Genomic DNA, 17,541 nt, shown 5'->3' on the forward strand with positions numbered 1-17,541 from the left:
CATGGTGGCGTTCCGAGTTCTGGGGCCAGTCGAGGCGTACGAACACGACGACGAACTCGACCTCGGCGGGTTGCGGCAGCGGGCCGTCCTCGCCCGACTTCTCGTGGCCAGAGGTCAGGTCGTGCCGGTTGACACGCTCCTTTACGACTTGTGGGATGACGACACGGCCAAGGGAGCCCAGTCGGGGCTCCAGGTTTACATCTCCCGGCTGCGCCGGGTGCTGGAGCCGGGCCGTCCGCGTGGCGGGCCCAACCGCCTGCTGGTGACCGTCGCCTCCGGCTACGCGCTGCGGGTGGCGCCCGACCAGGTCGACGCGCTCAAGTTCGAGCAGTTGGTCAGGGCGGCGGGCGAACACCTCGAAGAGGGCGATCCGCAGTCCGCGCGCGCCCGCCTGGAGAAGGCGCTCGGCCTGTGGCGGGGCACCCCCTACTCCGACTTCGCCGACCAGCAGTGGGCGGAGGCCGAGGTCAACAGGCTGACCGAGCTGCGGCTGGTGGCGCGCGAGCGGCACGCCGACACCGGGCTGCGCCTCGGCCTGCCCGCCGAGACCGTGCCCGACCTGGAGGCGCTCACCACCGAGCACCCGCTGCGCGAGGAGGGCTGGCGGCTGCTCGGCCTCGGCCTCTACCGCTGCGGCCGGCAGGGCGACGCGCTGGCGGCGCTGCGCCGGGCCAGGGGCATCCTGGCCGACGAGCTGGGCATCGACCCGGGGCCGGCGCTGCGCAAGCTGGAGTCCGACATCCTGGCCCAGGCGCCCGAGCTGGAGCTGAGCGTCGCGCCACGGCCGTCCAGGCCCGTGCAGGCGCCCACCGACACCTGGCCGCCCCGGCCCGCCGCCCCGGTCGAGCCGCCGCCACTGGAGCCCGAGCCGTTCGTCGGCCGCGACGCCGAGCTGGCCAGGCTCACCACGGCCGCCGCGCGCACCGGCAGGTTCCAGGTGGCGATCGTCGCGGGCGTCGCGGGCGCGGGCAAGACCACGCTGCTGCGCCAGCTCGACGGCAAGCTCACCAATGACGGCTGGATCACCGCCTCCGGCGCCTGCCCCGACTCCAGCGCGACACCGCCGGGCTGGGCGTGGGTGGAGATTCTGCGCGCCCTGGTGGGGATGACCGGCGCGGGCGAATACGCCCAGCTGCTGGCGCCGCTGCTCGACGACGCCGACCCCGATCCCGACGACGACGAGGTGTCCGGCGGCTTCCGGCTGCACCGGGCGGTCGGCGGCTACCTCGCGGGGGTGGCGCGGCGCGCGCCGGTGCTGCTCACGCTCGAAGACCTCCACTGGGCCGACGACCAGACGCTGGCGCTACTGCGCGCGCTGCCCAGCCTGCTGGCCACCAGCCGGGTGCTGCTCGTGGTCACCTGCAGGGAGAGCGAGCTCGACGACCGCCAGTCCGACGTGCTGGCCGCGCTGGCCCGGCTCGGCCCGGTGCGGGTCGGGCTGTCCGGCCTCGACCCCAAGGCCGTGGGCGAGCTGGTCAGGGCCACCTGTGTGCGCGAGATCGACGAGGACGCGGTCGAGTCCATCGTCGAGCGCACCGGCGGCAACCCGTTCTTCGTGCGCGAGACCGTACGCCTGCTCGACTCCGAGGGCGCGGCCGACCGGGCCAGCGCGGTCGAGGTGCTGTCGCGGGTGCCCTCAGGGGTGCGCGACGTGCTGCGGCGGCGCATCTCCCGGCTGCCCGCCGGAGCCCAGCAGATCCTGTTGCAGGCGGCGGTGATCGGCCGCGACGTCGACGTCGACGTGCTGGTCGACGTGGCGGGCGACGAGGACGCCGTGGTGGAGGCGGTCGAGGCGGCGCTGCTGGCCGGGCTGGTGACCGAGCCGGGGCCCGGGCTGCTCAGGTTCGATCACGACCTGGTGCGCGACACGATCTACTCCGACGCCTCCCGGCTGCGCCGCACCCGTCTGCACGCGGCGGTCGCGTCGGTCATCGAGCGGCGCACACCGTCCGACGTGGCGGCGCTGGCGCACCACTACTTCCTCGCCGACGCCGCCGAGAAGGCCGTCCACTACGCCGGACTGGCCGCCGAGCAGGCCGAGCGCAGATTCGCCCACCGCGAGGCCGCCACGCTGTGGGAGCAGGCCATCGCGGCCTTCGACCGCACCGGCGGCGACACCAAGGACCGGCTGCAGCTCATGCTCCGCCAGATCAGGGCCCTGGCGCTGTGCGGCGACATGACCGCGGCGCGGCTGCTGCGCCGCCAGGCCATGGACTCCGCGCTGCCGCTGGGCGACCTGGAGATCACCGCACGGGTGGCGGCCTCGCTCGCCGTACCGCACAAGGGGATGGCCCGCGACTTCACCCGCACCGCGTGGGAGATCGTCGACGTCACCGAGAAGGCGCTGATGGAGCTCCCCGAAGGGGAGCAGACGCTGCGCGCGAGCCTGCTCACCACGCTGGCGCTGGAGCTGGAGGGCTCCTCCTCGCCCGAGCGGGGGCGGCAGGCGTCGCTGGAGGCGCTGGAGCTGGCCAGGCAGAGCGGCGACCCGACGCTGCTCGCGGCGGCCCTCAGCGGGCGGCTGCGGCAGTCCTACGACATCCCGGCGGTCGACACCCGCGAGAGCATCGGCCGCGAGCTGCTGGAGGTCGCCCAGCGCTCCGGGCAGATGGCCACGCAGGCGCTGGCCCACCTGGTGCTGCTCGAATGCGCGGCGGCCCGCGGTGAGTTCGCCATCGCCGACGAGCACGCCGCCGCGGCCGACCGGCTGGCCAGACAGTACGACCTGTCGGCGCCGGCGGCCGTCTGCGCCTGGTATTCCGGCCAGCGACTGATGATCGCCGGCGACTACCGCGGCGCCGAGCGGGCCTACGCCGACGCGGCCAGGATGACCGAGCGGGCGGGCATGCTGGAGGGCCGCCAGGACCTGCCGCTGATCACCACGTTCTGCCTGCACCTGGTCGACGGCCGGGCGGCCGAGACGGTCGGGCAGATCGCGGCGGCCCACCAGCGCGGCGCGAAGTGGACCCTCGACGCCTACGCGCTGGCGCTCGCCTCCGCGGGCCGGGTGGCCGACGCCAAGGCCGTGGCCGCCGTACGCCCGCCGGTGCGGCCCGACTTCCTGTACGAGCTGGCCATGACCTGGCGGGCGCTGGCCGGGATGCTGCTCGACGACCGCGAACGGATGATCGACTGCTACGACAAGCTCAAGCCGTTCGCCGACCGCATCGCGGGCGCCGGCACCGGGGTCGTGGCGCTCTGGCCGGTGGCCCTGACGCTCGGCGACCTGGCGGTGCGGCTGGGCCAGCCGGACGCGTCGCGGGCCCACTACGAGAAGGCGCTGGAGGTGGCCGAGCGGGTCGGCGTGCCGCGCTGGGTGGAGGCGGCGCGGCGGTCGGTCAGCAACTCACCTGGAAGCGGTCGCTCTTGATGGTCTTGGCGCCCTCGACGGTGAGCTCGATGCGATACCAGCCGGGGTTGTTCGTGATGCTGGGGTTCCAGCGCACGGTCTTCGTGTTACCGGCGAAGCCGTCGTAGTTGACGAAGTAGGAGTGCCAGGTGTTGGTGCCGGGGCTCCAGCGGGACAGCTCCCAGCCGTACAGGACGGTGTGGTCGGGCTCGGCGTTGATCACCACACTGCGGGCCACGAACGTCTTGACGCACCCGGCGTCGCCCGGCAGCGCGCTGACGCTGATCTTGCCCGGCTTGGCGGCCTGGGGCGTCCGGGCGGTGGTCGGGGAGATGATGGGCAGCTCGCGGGCCGACAGGGTGACCGTCTGCGCCGGGTGCGGCGCGGAGTTGGCGGTGTCGTAGGCCGAGAAGCCGACATAGGCTCCGGTGAAGGCGAGGGCCGCCACGAAGAGCTTGGCCGTGCTGGCCGTGCCGGAGGCCAGAACCGCGGTGCTTCTCGTTGCCATGATCAACACTCCTTCTTGCTCACTACAGTGGTACGCGAAGGTGGTTGAACCCTGGTTGTCGACGAGTTGCACCCTGCTGTGGCGACGACTTGCCCCTTGAACTAAGGTAAGGCTGACCTAAAGCACGCGACGGGGGGTGGGGTCCTTGATGCGACAGCTGGCGATCACCATCGAACCCGTGGGGCCGATCTGGCTGGGAGTCGTGCTGATCATCGCCCTGTTCGGCGCGTTCCAGGCGTACTACTGGATCGGCCGCAGGCTCGGCGAGAAGCTCTACGACTCGCGCATCGGCGTCCGGCTCGGTCGCGAGCGGATCGCGAAGGTCGAGCGGGTCGTGGAGAAGTGGGGCGCGTTCGCGGTCTACGGGTGCTTCTGGGTGCCCATGCTCCGGCACACGCTGCCGTGGGTCGCCGGGGCCCTGCGCGTCTCCTACCCCTGGTACCTCGTGGCCAGCGCGCTGGGCTGCCTGACCTGGGCGCCCATCTGGTGGTTCGGCCTGAGCGCGCTGGTCTGGGCCTGGCTCCAGGTCGCCGCGCGGTCGCCGATCACGGCGGCGGTCCTGGCGGTGCTGTTCGTCGGCGGAGTGGTCGGGTTCGTCGTGTGGCGCCGGAAGAAGCGGGCGGACAAGGTGCTGGCCGCCTGAGTGTCCTCAACTTGGGACAGAGTTCGGCATATTAAGCGTTGATCACCTGCGACCATGTCGGCATGCATATTGGGGGTTTCATCGGCGGCGCCGCACTCGCCGTGGTCGTGGGGATCTCGTCGCCCGCAGCGGCCGCGCAGGCGGCGGACCCGCCCGTTGTGGCGGCAAAATCAGCGTATGTGGTCGATTCAGCGGGAACGATCCACTTCAACAAGCGGGAGACGAGCCGCGTCCCAGTCGCCAGCCTCGTCAAGGTGATGACGGCGTACGTGGTGCTCCGCGAGGCCAAACTGGGCGACACCATCACCATCACCGCGGCTGACGTCAAGCACGCGACCAAGTACGGCGGCACCACCGCCTCGCTGAAGAAGGGCGAGCGGCTCACGGTCAGGGACCTGCTGTACGGGCTCATGCTCCCGTCGGGGGCCGACGCCGCCAACGCGCTGGCCAGGACGTACGGGCCGGGCAACGCGGCATTCGTCGCCAAGATGAACGCCGCGGCCAAGCAGCTGCGCCTGGCCGACACCCGCTACACCAACGCCGACGGCCTGCCCGTACCCAGCAACGGCGGTTACTCCACGGCCGTCGACCAGACCAAGCTGGCGCAGGCGGCGCTCCGCGACACGACGTTCAAGACGGTCGTCGGGCGCGAGGTGCACAAGGTGGCCAAGACATCCGCGCACCGGGCGCACACCTGGCGCAACTCCAACAAACTGCTCACGCAGGCTGACGGGGTGCTGGGGGTCAAGACCGGCTACACGAACGCGGCGGGCTACTGCCTGCTGTTCGCGGCGGAGCGCGGCGGCAGGCAGGTGGTGGGCGTGCTCCTCGGGGACCAGGACGCGCGCCGCTTCAGCACGGCCGAGAAGCTGCTCGACTACGCGGGCGAGCAGATCGCCGGCAGCTGATCCCACGGCCCGGCGACGACCTGCCCGGTCATCGCCGGGCCGCGACCGCTCGCCGAGGACGGGCGATTGCTGTTCGCGCACGAGCTGATCGTCCGCGGCTCGACCGCCGCGCCCGCTGTCTGACCCGACCTCGCGTACGACCGGGCGGCCCCCGCTCTCGGCGAGGCGGCCGGGACCGCGGGGCCGTGGGGCCGTGGGGCGGCGCCTCAGCCGCGGAGGAACCCCTGATAGTCCTTGGCAGCCACTTCACTGCATTTATCCCGATATACGCCGACACCGCCGACGTAAGGCATGAAGACCCGAGGCTTTCCGGGGATGTTCGCCCCCATGTACCAGGAGTTCGCCCGCGGAAACAGCGTCAGCGCCGCGATCTCGTTCACCTGCCCCACCCACGTGTCCTCGGCCTGCGGATCCGCGTCGATGACCTGCCCGTCCAGCCGCTCCAGGCACTCGGCGATCCAGTCCACGTGCTGCTCGATCGAGACGATCATGTTGCTCAGCACCGACGGACTCCCCGGCCCGGTGATCGTGAACAGGTTGGGGAAACCGGCGCTCATCAGCCCGAGATAGCTCCTGGGCCCCGCCCGCCATTTGTCCCGCAGCGACAGCCCGCCCTCGCCCCGGATGTCGATGGCCAGCAGCGGCCCGGTCATCGCGTCGAACCCGGTCGCGTACACGATCACGTCCACCGGATGCTCGCGCTCGGCCGTACGCACGCCGCCGGGGGTGAGCTCCCGGATGGGCGCGGTCCTGAGGTCGGCGAGGGTGACGTTCGGGCGGTTGTACGTGGCGTAGTAGCCCGTGTCCACGCAGAGCCGCTTGCTTCCTATGGGGTGGCCGCCGGGAAGGAGCAGCTCGGCCACGGCCGGGTCCTGGACCGTGGCCCAAATCTTGCCGTGGACGAAGCCGGCGGCCGTCCTGTTCGCCTCCTCGTTGGTCAGCAGGTCGGAGAACGAGCCGAGGAAGCCCAGGCCGCCCCGCTCCCAGCGCGCCTCGAACTCGTGCCGCCGCGCCTCGTCCGTCACCGCCAGGGCGGAATCGGGGTTGGGGCTGGTCAGGAGACCGCTGTGGGAGGTACGCAGCTGACGGCGGAGGTCCTGGTGGTTGGCCTTGAACCACTGGTCGTACTCCGGCGACAGCGGCCCGTTGTGCGCGGGGACGCTGAAGTTGGGCGTCCGCTGGAACACCGTCACGTGCTCGGCGCTCTCCGCGATGACCGGAATGGACTGGATGGCCGACGAGCCGGTGCCGATCACCGCCACCCGCCGCCCGGACAGGTCCACGCCCTCGGCCGGCCACCGTCCGGTGTGATAGCTCGGCCCCTCGAAGGAACCGGGCAGAGCGGGCAGGTTGGCCACAGACAGGCAGCCGACCGCGGTGACGAAGTAGCGGGCCGACAGACGCTCGCCGTCGCCGGTCTCGACGCTCCAGACTCCGGGCGCCTGCCAGGAGGCGGCCGTGACGCGGGTGTCCAGTTGGATGTCGGGGCGCAGGTCGAAGCGGTCGGCGACGTAATCGAGGTAGCGGAGGATCTCGGGCTGGGCGGCGTACCGCTCGGTCCAGGTCCACTCACGCTGAAGGTCCTCGGCGAAGGAGTAGGAGTACTGCAGGCTCTCGACGTCGCAGCGGGCTCCGGGGTAGCGGTTCCAGTACCAGGTGCCGCCGACGCCACTGCCCGCCTCCAGGACCCGGGCGGCCATGCCTAGGCCGCGCAGGCGGTGGAGCATGTACAGGCCGGCGAATCCGGCACCAATGATGATCACGTCGTGGTCGGTCGATCCTGCGGGCATCGCGCCTCCATCGGCGATCGAGATTGACCTCCCCTCTAGAAGAACACGGTCCGTACGGGGGAGCACGGCCCGGCGAACAGCGGTTGCCGACCGACCCGTATGGGAGAACACGACCCGCACAGGAGAACACGGCCCGCCGGACAGCGGTTGCCGACCGCCCAGGGCTCGAAAGACCGTCCTGATGCGGTGCGGCCTTAGGGCTATCCCCTGGCCGGGCCCTGAGGTGCCCGGCTCGTCACCCGATCTACGCTGGATCCCACCTGCGGCCCGAGGCGCGCGTGGTGGCTTCCTCCATCGAAAGCGGGGGGCTCGATGGTTCAAGCGCCATTCGCCCGAGGAGCTGACCGGCAGGTGGGCGATCACCGGCTCTGCGGACGGCTCGGCTCCGGCGGACAGGGAGCCGTCTGCGAGGTCTTCGAAAAGGACGGCACCCGGGGCGGCCGGCAAGCCGCTCAGGCTCGACCGGATGGAAAGGGCGAAGGCCAGAGCCCGGTTCGCCCAAGAGGTCGCCGCCACCCGCCGGGTGGCGGCGTTCTGCATGACGGGCCAAGCGCCTCCTGGCACCTCCAGGCGCCTCCAGGCACGGGCCTGTCCCCGAGCCGGGGGCAGGCCGGACAAGCCCGAGCCGGGGGCAGGCCAGGCCCCGGGGCGGGGCCCGAGCCGGAGTCAGGCCCGAGCCGGGCTTCTCACATCCGTACCGATTTCGGGGTCGTGCCCGTCGGCGGGCGCAGCTTCAGGCGTCCAGGTGGCCCGATCGGCGGTGCGGGCGGGTCGACCGAGGGCCGTCCCGTAGGTGGCGGTGGCGGGTCCGTCGCCGCAAGGCACCCCCGGCACGGCGCCCAGAGGAAGCCGGACCAAGCCGAGGAGCCGTTCCACGCCGAGCCCGTCCACTGCCACGACCAGGCGGTCGTCGCGTAGTAGCGGTCCTCGCCGCAGGCGCCGCCCCAGCCCCAGGTCGGGGCGAACGTGAAGGAGGACGAGCCCGACACCTGCCCGGTGCCGCCGCACTGCACCCAGGTGCCGCCGTCCCAGTAGTAGAGGAGGCTCTCGCTGACCTGCGTGGTGCGCCGCCGGCTGCCATCGCGGTAGGAGAAGCCGTCGGCCCCGGTGTGAACGCCGTCCCGCAGGAACTCCACCCGTGACCGGGTGCCGTGCTCATAGCCGCCCGTGGTGGACGTGGCCCAGCCGTAGCTGAAGATCCAGTAGTCGGGCGGTCCCAGCTCCTCGAACGTGGGCTTCCAGATGTAGTCGTCGATGTCCCCGTCGTAGGCGCATTCCCAGGTCTCGCCGCTGACGGTGACGATGTCGTCCTGCGCCGCCTCGTTGCACACGTCGCCGGGGTAGTCGGCGTACGCGGCGCCCTGACCTATGGCCAGGGTCGCCGCCACGAGTAAGAGGGTGGTGAGCACGTGCCGCCAACTGCGGAACGGCCCTCTCATAACGTACGCTTCCGCTTTTTCCTCTTGATCATGCGCACAAAATAACTTCGGCCCAGGAAGCCGTCAAGGCGTACCTTGACCATCGTTTCCGAATAACTTGCCGACCTGAAGCCATGCCGCCCGCAGCGTGAACCGCACGGTCGCGTGCTCTTCTGAATCGCCGTTGATATCGACCCGGAAGGCCGGCTCGGTGCTGTCGGCATCATAGGAAATGGCGGCGAGGAACGAGGTGAACCAGTTAACGCGCACACTTCGTGAGGTCAACCGCCCGCCCGTCCATGCAGTCATGGGCCACGGCAGACCCATTGGTCCCCGCGAAAATCTCGCTGAATTCGGATTTCCATCCTCCGGTGACACCCAGGCCGTCGAAGTACCCGCCGACCGTACGGCCGCCGTCGAGGTCGCGCCGGCCACAGCCGACAGGGCCCATCGGTGGTAAGCGGTGGGCGCGGGGAACCCCGCGCCCACCGCTCGGTGAATCCGCTGGTACTTCTGCTACCGGGCTGGATCACTCAGGCAGGAAGTAGGTGAACTGCCCGCCCGCGTGGTGACCGCCGCCGATCACGACGTTGGTACGGAAGGCGGGGTCCGTTCCGGCAGCGTCGCCGGAATTGCTACCAAAGGCCGGGTTGTCCCAGTGCGCATGGATCCTCTTGGTGTTGTTGCTCAAGGGATCGCAGTTCTCGGTGATGTAGTCGGCCTCTCCTTCGGTTCCAGTGGCGACCCCGTTCGACTCGGATTCCCAGCTGACGAGCCTGCCCGACTTGATCCGGGCCGGCGGCCGTCTGCTCCATTCGCCGTGGTCGAGCCGTGCCGTGACGAGCACCAGGTCGCAACCCGTGTTGTTGCTCAGGAAGACCTCGAAGCTGAAGAACGAGCGAGCGGAGGCGGTGCTCGCACTCGCTCCGGCCGCGGACGCGATCAGGCCGGCCGACAACAGCCCCGTGGCGATGAGGGCACTGCCGAGCCTGCGCATCCCGCGCCTGGTGGTGACTTTACCGCGCATTTCTGTTCCCCTTTTAGGGTGGCGAGCTCCTGACTCCTTAAAGTTAGGAGGGATTCGGCCGAGCCCACATACCCAGGCTTAGGGATGGCCGCGACATCACGCCGGACACTATGATTCCGATTGGCGCTGCATTATGAGGCGTCGCGCAGAAGAGCCATGCAGCCATCAAGCGCTCTATGTCGCTGAAATCGCCCAAGCCCTTTATCGGCCACCCGAACAGTCCGGGACAGCGGCAGAAGCCTGGGTCATATCTTCGGCGAGGCTCGGCCGACGGAGCGATCAGTGGCCCGGGCCCATCGGGACGCGCACAGCCTCCTCAGCGCGCCCGCTGAGCCGAGCGCCGATACCCCTCCCGCCCGTCCGCTTTATAGCGTTAAAGGATGATATGTCAGTAAAGCGAGGGTTGACCGTAGATGACTGGTAGTAGATAACGGTATTCCGGCACGGGCACCAAACCCGGACCCTCGGAGACGCCGATGACGAGTGTCGCCAGTCCCGCGATGGTCGGACGCGAAGCGCCGTTGCGAGCACTCCTCGGCGCGATCACCCGACCGCCCGCCGTGGCCCTGGTGGAGGGCGAGGCGGGGATCGGCAAGACTCGGCTGGCGCGGGCGGCCATCGACGTCCTGCGCGACGGCGGTCGCACCGTGCTGCTCGGCCACTGCCACCAGCTCAGGGAGCCCTTCCCGTACGGCCCGGTGTTCGACGCGCTGCGCCACGTCGCCGCCGCCCTGCCCGGGACCGAGGCGCTCAACCCGGTGACCGGGGCACTGCGCGGCTACCTCCCCGAGCTGGCCGGGCACCTGCCGCCCTCGCTCCCGCCGGTCGACGACCCGCGAGCCGAGCGGCACCGCCTGTTCCGCGCGGTCCACGCGCTGCTGGACGCCGCGGCGCCGGTCGTCCTGGTGGTGGAGGACCTGCACTGGGCCGACGACGGCAGCCGGGACCTGCTGCGGTTCCTCACCCAGCAACCGCCCGAGGGCCTGGCGCTGGTGGTGACCTTCCGGCGGGAGGACCTGCCCGTGACCGGGCTGCCGCTGGGCCACGCCTACCGGCATCCGCCGGGCGCCAACAGCGTGGTGATCTCGCTCAAGCCGCTGGACGTCGAGGCCGTCAGGACCCTGACCAGCACGCTGCTCGGCCGCCCCCAGGTGACGGCGGGCTTCGCCGCCAGACTGCGCGAACGGACCGCCGGCGTACCGTTCCTCATCGAGGAGGTCGTCCGCTCGCTGCTCGACGGCGACGGCCAGTTCCCCGGCGGCGTGGAGGAGCCGGAGGCGCTCGACCGCGTCGCGGTGCCGCTGCTGCTCCGCGAGGCGATGGCGGAGCGCCTCGCGGACCTGTCGCCGCCCGCGCTGCGCGCGGTGCACGCCGCCGCCGTGCTCAAGCTCCCCGCCGACGAATCACTGATCGCCGCCGTCTCCAACACCGCCCACGGACCGCCGATCGCCGCCATCTCCAGCACCACCGACGAACCGACGATCGCCCCCGCCGGGGCCGCCCTGCGCGAGGCGCTCAAGGCCGGTGTCCTGCTGGAGCACCCCGACGGCCAGTACGGCTTCCGTCACGCGCTCGCCCAGCAGGCCGTCTACGACGCGATCCCCGGCCCCGACAGGCAGCTCACCCACAGACGGGCCATGGCGGCACTGGCCGCGCTGGACCCGCCGCCGCTCGTACAGCTGGCCTACCATGCCAGGCGCGCGGGCGAGTACGAGGCGTGGCGCAGGCATGGCGTCGCCGCCGCGGACCAGGCGGCGGCGCTCGGCGACGTCCCGCTCGTGGTCGAGCTGCTGGAGGGCATGCTGGCCGACCCCAAGCTGCCACGCGAGGCCCGCGGCCCGCTGGTCCTCCGGCTCAGCCGGCTCGCGACGATCGGGCTCTCGCATCGGCGCGCCGTGCGGATGCTCCGCCGCCTGCTGTCGGACGACTTCCTGACCGGGGACGTCCGCGGCGAGGCCAGGCTGAACCTGGGCGTACTGCTGGCCAACCAGGCGGGCGACATCGCGGCGGGACGTCAGGAGGTCCTCGCCGCGCTCCCCGACCTGACCGGCCGGCCCGGCATCGCCGCGAGAGGGCTGGCGCTGCTGGCCATGCCTGCCTGGGGCGGCGAGCCGATCGCCACCCACAAGAAGTGGATGGACCAGGCCGAGAGCCTCCTCGTCACCGTCGCCGACGAGGACCCCGAACTGACGGCGACGGTGTACGTCAACAAGGTCACCTTCGCCATGCTCGTGGGCGCGCCCGACGCCTTCGCGCTGGCCGACACGCTGCCCGTGAGCGATCCGTCGGCGGCGATACGCAGGCAGGCCGCGCGCGGCTACTCCAACCTGTGCGACGCGGCGACCGCGCTCGGCCACTACGGCCCGGCCGGCCGGTTCGCGCGCGAGGGCAGGCGGATCGCCGGGGAGACCGGCGCCCTGTACCCCGCCTACCTGGTCGAGGTGTCGTCGATCAAGCTCGACTGGCTGACCGGACGCTGGGACGGCCTGCGGGAGCGGGCACTCGCCGCGGTCGAGATGACCCCCGAGACGCCGCTGCTCAGCGTGGACGCCCGGCTGGTCCTGGGCATGCTGGCGCTGGCCAGGGGCGAGTGGCAGGAGGCCGGCGAGCACCTGGAGGCGGCCGGCCCGCGTGAGCCGGACTCGGCCTTCCTCCCGGTCGCGGCCGCCGCCTCCGGCGGGCTGGTCGAGCTGCACCTGACCCGCGACTCGGTGGAGGACGCGCTGTCGGAGGCCGACAGCGCGGTGTCCAGGCTGCGGCGCAAGGGCGTGTGGGTGTGGGGCGAGCAGGTGGTGCCGGCGACCGTCACCGCGCTGCTCAGGGCCGAGCACTGCGCCCAGGCCGCCGAGCTGGTGGCCGAGTTCGCGGCGGGCGTCGCGGGCACGACCGCGCCGGCGGCCGAGGCGGCGCTGGAGTCGGCGCGCGGCGCGCTGGCCGGAGCGGGCGGCCGGTTCGAGGAGGCCGCCCGCTACTACGGCCGGGCGCGGGCCGCCTACGAGGCGATGCCCAGGCCGTACGGGGCGGCTCGGGCGGCGGAGGCCGAGGCGGGCGCGCGGCTCGCGCTCGGCGACCGGGCGGCCGCCGCGGAGATCCTCACTCACGCGGACGAGCGCTTCACCGCGCTCGGCGCCACCCACGACGCGGCACGCTGCCGCCATCTGCTGCGGGAGATCGGCGCGGGCGGCCGGCCGCGCCGGGGGCGGAAGCCGGCCGGCGGCGTGCTGTCGCCCAGGGAGAGCGAGGTCGCCAGGCTGGTCGTGCTCGGCCGGACCAACAGGGAGATCGCCGAGGTGCTGTTCCTGTCGCGCCGCACGGTCGACACCCATGTGGCGCGGGTGCTGCAGAAACTCGGCGTCCGCACCCGTAACGAAGTGGCTCTCCCTCCATGAGCCGAAGCCCTGGCCGGATGACCGGCCAGGGCTTCGGTGTCGTGTGTCAGAGGGTGATGCTCCAGGTGTCCAGGCGCCCGGTGTCAAGGAAGTAGTCGTCGGTGACTTCGAGCACCCAGGTGCCCGCCGCCTGCTGGCTCACCGGGACCGAGTACGTCCTGGTGCCGTACGAGGTGCAGCTGGTGCCGCCGGAACTGTCGACCGAGTACCACGTGCCGTTCGGCCCGCGGAGCCGGATGTCGAGATCCTCCGCGCAGGTGTGCGCGATGGTGACCGACAGCTTGACCGGCGAGACCGCCGTACCCGTCGCTGTGGAGGTGATCGGGCTCTGTATGGTGCTGAAGTCGTTGATGGTGTAGTCGGTGCCGTTGGTGAACGTCCTGCCGCCCGAGGTGCTCTGCACCGTGAGCGCGTAGGTCGTGGTGTGCGTCGCCGTCACGCCGGTGCCGGTCACGGTCACCGTGTACGAGCCGGCGGGCGTGGTCGGCGCGGTCGAGATCGTCAGGGTGGACGAACCGCCCGAGGTCACCGAGGCCGGGTTGAAGGCGGCCGTGGCGCCCGTGGGGAGACCGCTGGTCGCGGCCAGGTTCACGGTCTGCGCGGTGCCCGCCGTCGTGGTGGTGCCGATCGTGGTGGTGGCCGCGGAGCCGGCCTGCACCGTGCCGGACGTCGGGTTGGCCGAGATCGAGAAGTCGCGGGTCGCGGTGCCGACCTGGAGGGTGTAGACGGCGGTGTGCGTGGCCGACCCCGCACCGGTGACGGTGATCGGGTAGGAGCCCTGCGCCACCGAGGAGCCGACGGACAGGGTCAGCGTCGAGGAGTTGCCGGAGGTGACCGACGACGGGCTGAAGCTCGCCGTGACACCGGTGGGCTGCCCGGACGCGGTCAGGGTGACCGTCTGGGCGCTGCCGGATGTGGTCTGCGTGTTGACCGTGGTGGTCACCTGCTGGCCGGGCTGCGCGCTACCGGTCGACGGGTTGAGCGAGAGCGAGAAGTCGTTGGTGGACGTGCCGCAGGCGGGCTCGCCCGTCGCCGCCGCCACGCTCACCGCGCTCCACGCCGCCTTGGTGGTGTTGCACTCGGCGCTGTTGGCGCCGAACAGCTCGATCGCGGCCGCGACCGAGGCCGCGCGGACGTTGGTGTAGCGCCAGCTCGAGGTCTTGCGGTTCAGGGCGCCCATGTAGATCTGGCCGGCCTTCTGCACGCCGACACCGGTCACCGACGACGGGCCGCCGGAGCAGATGGGGCTGGTCGGCTTGCCGCCGCCGGGGTTGTTGCCCTCGGCCAGCAGGTAGAACCAGTGGTTCAGCGGGCCGGCCGCCGCGTGCACCTCGGTGCTGGGGATCGAGGAGGAGTAGCAGTTCGGGTCGCCGAGCGCGCTCGGGTTGTACATGTTGCGGATCGGCCCGTCACCGACGAGGTCCACCTCTTCGCCGACCAGGTAGTCCGGCGGGTCGTTGGGGTTGTTGGCGTAGGCCTCGGTGAGAGCGCCGAAGATGTCACCGTTGCCCTCGTTGATGCCGCCGTTCTCGTTTCCGGAACCGGCCCCGCCGGGCGTGGTCTGGAAGATGGCGTGCCCGAACTCGTGCGCCACCACGTCGATGTTGGTGGCCTGCCGGGCGTTGTCCTGGCTGTGGCCGAAGTTGGTGTAGCTGCCGTTCCAGTAGGCGTTGACGTCGGCCAGGCCGACGCGGGCGGGGAAGCCCCTGCCGCTGCCGTTGATGCCGTTGCGGCCGAGCCAGGCACCCAGCATGTCCCACTCGCGCTGGACGGAGTAGAGCGCGTCGACGCAGCCGGTCTCCAGGTTGGTGCCGCTGCCGTTGCCCCACGCGTCGTCGGTGCCGGTGTAGGCGGTGCCGCCCTGCCCACCGCACTGGATGCCGGGCCTGGTCGTGTCGGTCATCGAGTACGAGCTGCCGGAGCCGCTCGTGTTGATGGTGACCTGGCCGTAGTAGTAGCCGTTGCCGCTGCCCTCACGTACGAGGTCGTAGGAGTCGGCGATCTTGCCGGTGCGGGCGTCCACGAACACGTGCTGGATGCTCGGCCGGCCCTTGACCAGGCCGCTGACGACGGCCTCCCAGCTCAGCGTGGGCGTACCGCTCCAGGTGAGCACCACCAGGCGCGGGGCGGCGGAGTCGTCGACGCGCGAGAGCCGGGTCTTCGCCACCTCCGTGGCCTTCTCCGCGCTGATCGCGGCCGTGGTCCGCACGTCTTGGGCGCTCGGCCCGGCCGCGACGGTGTCGCGGACGTGCCCCGCCGAGTCGGTGACGACGACCGCGTCCCCGCCGACCACCGGCAGCCCCTTGTAGGTGCGCTCGTAGCCGACGAAGTACATGTCGCTGGTGCCGCGGGTGACCGCCACGCGGCTGTACGCCTCGTCCGGCCCCTTGGCCAGCTTGTCGAGCCCGCTGGAGACGGCCTTGTCGGCGACCGCCGCGGCGAGGGAGGCCGGGTCGGCCGCCGCTCGTGCCTGCGCGCCGGAGTCCTGCTTGCCGGCTCCGGGAGGGGCGGCGTACGCGGTGGGGACGGCGAGAACCATCGACGCGGCAGTGGCGAGTCCCACAGCCGCGGCGGCTAAGGCAGTGCGTTTCACGCGTGGTGCTCCTTTCGGCGTTTCCCGGACGCCGCGGCGTGCGCGCGCACGCCGACCACGCCGCCTCAGGGATCGCCTGGGCCGCGGAACCGACCGGGAAAGGGGGGGTGGGTGAGGGAGCGGTTTGAGCGCCGAACCGTTGACCTTGCTGCCGCCAGACGCTAAGCGCTGCGATCGGGTGTGCAAATACGTATGTTTATCGGTAGCCCTACCGATCTTTCGATCCGCCCTGGTCAGAGCCTCCGAGAGAGACGAACCCTAGAGCCCGGCGCTGCCCCGCATGAGGCCATGGCAAGCGATCGCAGCCGCCGCCACCACGTTGAGCGAGTCCACACCGGCCGCCATGGCCGCCGGGCTCATGGGAATGCACACGGGCTCATCGGCCTCCTGCGACCACCGCGAGGAGAGCCCGTCTCCTTCGGAGCCCAGCAGCAGCGCCACCCGATCCGTCATCTTGACCGCGTCCAGCGGTGTGGCGCTCTGATCAGGGGTCAGCGCGAGCAGCTGATAGCCCGCGTCACGCATCTGCTCCAGCCCGTTGTACCAGTCGTCCATGCGCGCGTACGGGATGGAGAACACCGCGCCCATCGAGACCTTCACCGACCGCCGATACAGCGGATCAGCGCACCGAGGCGACAGGACGATCCCGTCCACCCCCAGCGCGGCGGCGCACCTGAAGATCGCGCCGACGTTCGAGTGGTCCACGAGGTCCTCCAGGACCACCACGCGTGAGGTGCCCGCCAGCACCCGCTCCACCGACGGCAGCGGCAGGCGCTCCATCGACGCCAGCGCTCCCCGGTGCACCTGGAACCCGGCGACGCCCAGCATGGTCTCGTCGCTCACCACGTACACCGTCGCGTCCCCGAGCACGTCCGCCAGCGGTTCCAGCCAGCGCGGGGTCGTCAGGACCGATCGGATCGGGTAGCCGGCGCCGATCGCGCGTCTGATCACCTTCTCGCCCTCGGCCACGAACAGGCCGCGCTCCGCCTCCAGGCTCTTGCGCAGGTCCACGTCCCTGAGCCGGGTGTAGTCGGTCAGGCGTGGGTCGGCGGGGTCCGTTACGTAGTCAGGCACCTTCAGATACTGCCATGAGGCGCATGACCTGCCAGACCGCCGCATAGCAGCTGAGCACCAGGCAGAGGCCCACGAGCGTGCCCGCGCCCACCTTGGTGATGACGCTGGCGATGCCGAGCTGGGGGACGGGCTCGTCGACCATGGGCCACAGGAAGGCGCCCGCGACGGTGCCTACCATGCACAGGGCCAGGACCGCCCGTCGTACGCCCGCGTGGAGCCGCAGCCGGTCGGGGACGCTCGCGGCGCCCATCCGGGTGAGGCCGCGCCAGGCCCACCACACCACGATGGCCAGGCCCACCACTGAGGAGGTGTACTGGAGCAGGCGGAACAGCCTGATCACCCCGAACACCGACACCCCCAGCCACGGACCCCACTCGCCGGGGCCGGTGGAGTGGGTGAAGGAGTCCCACAGGACGTGGGAGGCGGCGCCGATCAGGGCGCCGGCCAGGATGGCCGGCAGGTCGCGGAGGCGCGGCGGGAGCAGGGTCGCGGCGCGGCCCGCGAGGGCGGGTGGGAGCAGGGAGATCAGCGGCTCGCGGAAGAAGAGATGGAACAGGGCCAGCAGGATGAGTACGGCGGCCAGGTCGATGGTGACGACGCCGCGCCAGGAGTGCCAGTCGGTGTAGTCGGGCAGGAACGGCAGGAAGATCGGCAGGTCGGGGACCATCGCGCCGATCGCCAGCGCCCATGGGTTGGCCAGCCTGCGGAATCGGGGCGACGACACCAGGGGAAGCACCGCCGCGATGTGACTGGGCGTGAACGGCACCGGCCCCAACTCCTCCCCCGTAGCTGATCTTCGAAGATTACCTCGCGAACCTTGAACAAGCTTTGCTCGTAGACCC

At 71.4% G+C, this 17,541-nt stretch carries 12 protein-coding genes; 4 read left to right on the plus strand and 8 right to left on the minus strand.

What is annotated here, in order from left to right:
- Position 1: 1 nt before the first annotated feature.
- The gene (locus tag ACGFJ2_RS12420) at positions 2-3,370 is read left to right on the plus strand and encodes a BTAD domain-containing putative transcriptional regulator (RefSeq protein WP_357955976.1); all 3,369 of its coding nucleotides are present in this window, start codon (positions 2-4) and stop codon (positions 3,368-3,370) included.
- Here the strand turns inward: ACGFJ2_RS12420 and ACGFJ2_RS12425 are convergent.
- Positions 3,339-3,857 (minus strand): hypothetical protein, encoded by a 519-nt coding sequence (locus ACGFJ2_RS12425; RefSeq protein ID WP_393467488.1) that lies wholly within the window; start codon positions 3,855-3,857, stop codon positions 3,339-3,341. The two genes, ACGFJ2_RS12420 and ACGFJ2_RS12425, sit on opposite strands and share 32 nt — an antisense overlap.
- 148 nt (positions 3,858-4,005) lie before the next feature.
- On the opposite strand from ACGFJ2_RS12425, the gene ACGFJ2_RS12430 reads away from it, so the two are divergent.
- Both ACGFJ2_RS12430 and ACGFJ2_RS12435 read left to right on the plus strand, forming a co-directional pair.
- Positions 4,006-4,500, plus strand: a complete 495-nt coding sequence (locus ACGFJ2_RS12430) for a VTT domain-containing protein (protein WP_357956329.1) — start codon at positions 4,006-4,008, stop codon at positions 4,498-4,500.
- Positions 4,501-4,562: 62 nt separating this feature from the next.
- On the plus strand, positions 4,563-5,408 hold the full coding sequence (locus ACGFJ2_RS12435) for a D-alanyl-D-alanine carboxypeptidase family protein (RefSeq protein ID WP_393467490.1): 846 nt from the start codon (positions 4,563-4,565) through the stop codon (positions 5,406-5,408).
- Between the two features lie 206 nt (positions 5,409-5,614).
- Here the strand turns inward: ACGFJ2_RS12435 and ACGFJ2_RS12440 are convergent, their stop codons facing one another.
- The 4 genes from ACGFJ2_RS12440 to ACGFJ2_RS12455 form a co-directional block, all read right to left on the minus strand.
- Positions 5,615-7,198, minus strand: a complete 1,584-nt coding sequence (locus ACGFJ2_RS12440) for an NAD(P)/FAD-dependent oxidoreductase (RefSeq protein ID WP_358178166.1) — start codon at positions 7,196-7,198, stop codon at positions 5,615-5,617.
- Between the two features lie 686 nt (positions 7,199-7,884).
- On the minus strand, positions 7,885-8,586 hold the full coding sequence (locus ACGFJ2_RS12445; protein ID WP_357955986.1) for a hypothetical protein: 702 nt from the start codon (positions 8,584-8,586) through the stop codon (positions 7,885-7,887).
- Between the two features lie 114 nt (positions 8,587-8,700).
- Positions 8,701-8,925: a hypothetical protein gene (locus ACGFJ2_RS12450; protein WP_393467494.1), complete on the minus strand. Its 225-nt coding sequence runs from the start codon at positions 8,923-8,925 to the stop codon at positions 8,701-8,703.
- Between the two features lie 220 nt (positions 8,926-9,145).
- Complete coding sequence (locus ACGFJ2_RS12455) at positions 9,146-9,643, minus strand: hypothetical protein (protein ID WP_393467497.1); 498 nt, start codon at positions 9,641-9,643, stop codon at positions 9,146-9,148.
- Between the two features lie 476 nt (positions 9,644-10,119).
- Here ACGFJ2_RS12455 and ACGFJ2_RS12460 point away from each other — a divergent pair, with 476 nt between their 5' ends.
- Complete coding sequence (locus ACGFJ2_RS12460; protein WP_393467500.1) at positions 10,120-13,032, plus strand: ATP-binding protein; 2,913 nt, start codon at positions 10,120-10,122, stop codon at positions 13,030-13,032.
- A 46-nt stretch (positions 13,033-13,078) separates the two neighbouring features.
- On the opposite strand, the gene ACGFJ2_RS12465 is transcribed toward ACGFJ2_RS12460, so the two are convergent.
- The 3 genes from ACGFJ2_RS12465 to ACGFJ2_RS12475 all read right to left on the minus strand — a co-directional run bounded on the left by ACGFJ2_RS12465 (position 13,079) and on the right by ACGFJ2_RS12475 (position 17,465).
- Positions 13,079-15,625 carry a M4 family metallopeptidase gene (locus tag ACGFJ2_RS12465; protein ID WP_393467503.1) on the minus strand — a complete coding sequence of 849 codons (2,547 nt, stop codon included), beginning with the start codon at positions 15,623-15,625 and terminating at the stop codon, positions 13,079-13,081.
- A gap of 258 nt (positions 15,626-15,883) precedes the next feature.
- Positions 15,884-16,699, minus strand: a complete 816-nt coding sequence (locus ACGFJ2_RS12470; protein ID WP_393467506.1) for a TrmH family RNA methyltransferase — start codon at positions 16,697-16,699, stop codon at positions 15,884-15,886.
- Positions 16,692-17,465 (minus strand): DUF4184 family protein, encoded by a 774-nt coding sequence (locus ACGFJ2_RS12475; protein ID WP_393467509.1) that lies wholly within the window; start codon positions 17,463-17,465, stop codon positions 16,692-16,694. Before ACGFJ2_RS12475 ends, ACGFJ2_RS12470 begins: the two co-directional genes overlap by 8 nt.
- Between the last annotated feature and the right edge of the window lie 76 nt (positions 17,466-17,541).

Source organism: Nonomuraea sp. NPDC049028 (genome assembly GCF_043197735.1).
Classification (GTDB): Bacteria; Actinomycetota; Actinomycetes; order Streptosporangiales; family Streptosporangiaceae; genus Nonomuraea.

Bases quoted from the DNA above. Each gene is read 5' to 3' on its own strand.
- ACGFJ2_RS12435 (WP_393467490.1), top strand. From the start codon at position 4,563: ATGCATATTGGGGGTTTCATCGGCGGCGCCGCACTCGCCGTGGTCGTG.
- ACGFJ2_RS12430 (WP_357956329.1), top strand. From the start codon at position 4,006: ATGCGACAGCTGGCGATCACCATCGAACCCGTGGGGCCGATCTGGCTG.
- ACGFJ2_RS12450 (WP_393467494.1), bottom strand. From the start codon at position 8,925: ATGACTGCATGGACGGGCGGGCGGTTGACCTCACGAAGTGTGCGCGTT.
- ACGFJ2_RS12460 (WP_393467500.1), top strand. From the start codon at position 10,120: ATGACGAGTGTCGCCAGTCCCGCGATGGTCGGACGCGAAGCGCCGTTG.
- ACGFJ2_RS12420 (WP_357955976.1), top strand. From the start codon at position 2: ATGGTGGCGTTCCGAGTTCTGGGGCCAGTCGAGGCGTACGAACACGAC.
- ACGFJ2_RS12455 (WP_393467497.1), bottom strand. From the start codon at position 9,643: ATGCGCGGTAAAGTCACCACCAGGCGCGGGATGCGCAGGCTCGGCAGT.
- ACGFJ2_RS12425 (WP_393467488.1), bottom strand. From the start codon at position 3,857: ATGGCAACGAGAAGCACCGCGGTTCTGGCCTCCGGCACGGCCAGCACG.
- ACGFJ2_RS12440 (WP_358178166.1), bottom strand. From the start codon at position 7,198: ATGCCCGCAGGATCGACCGACCACGACGTGATCATCATTGGTGCCGGA.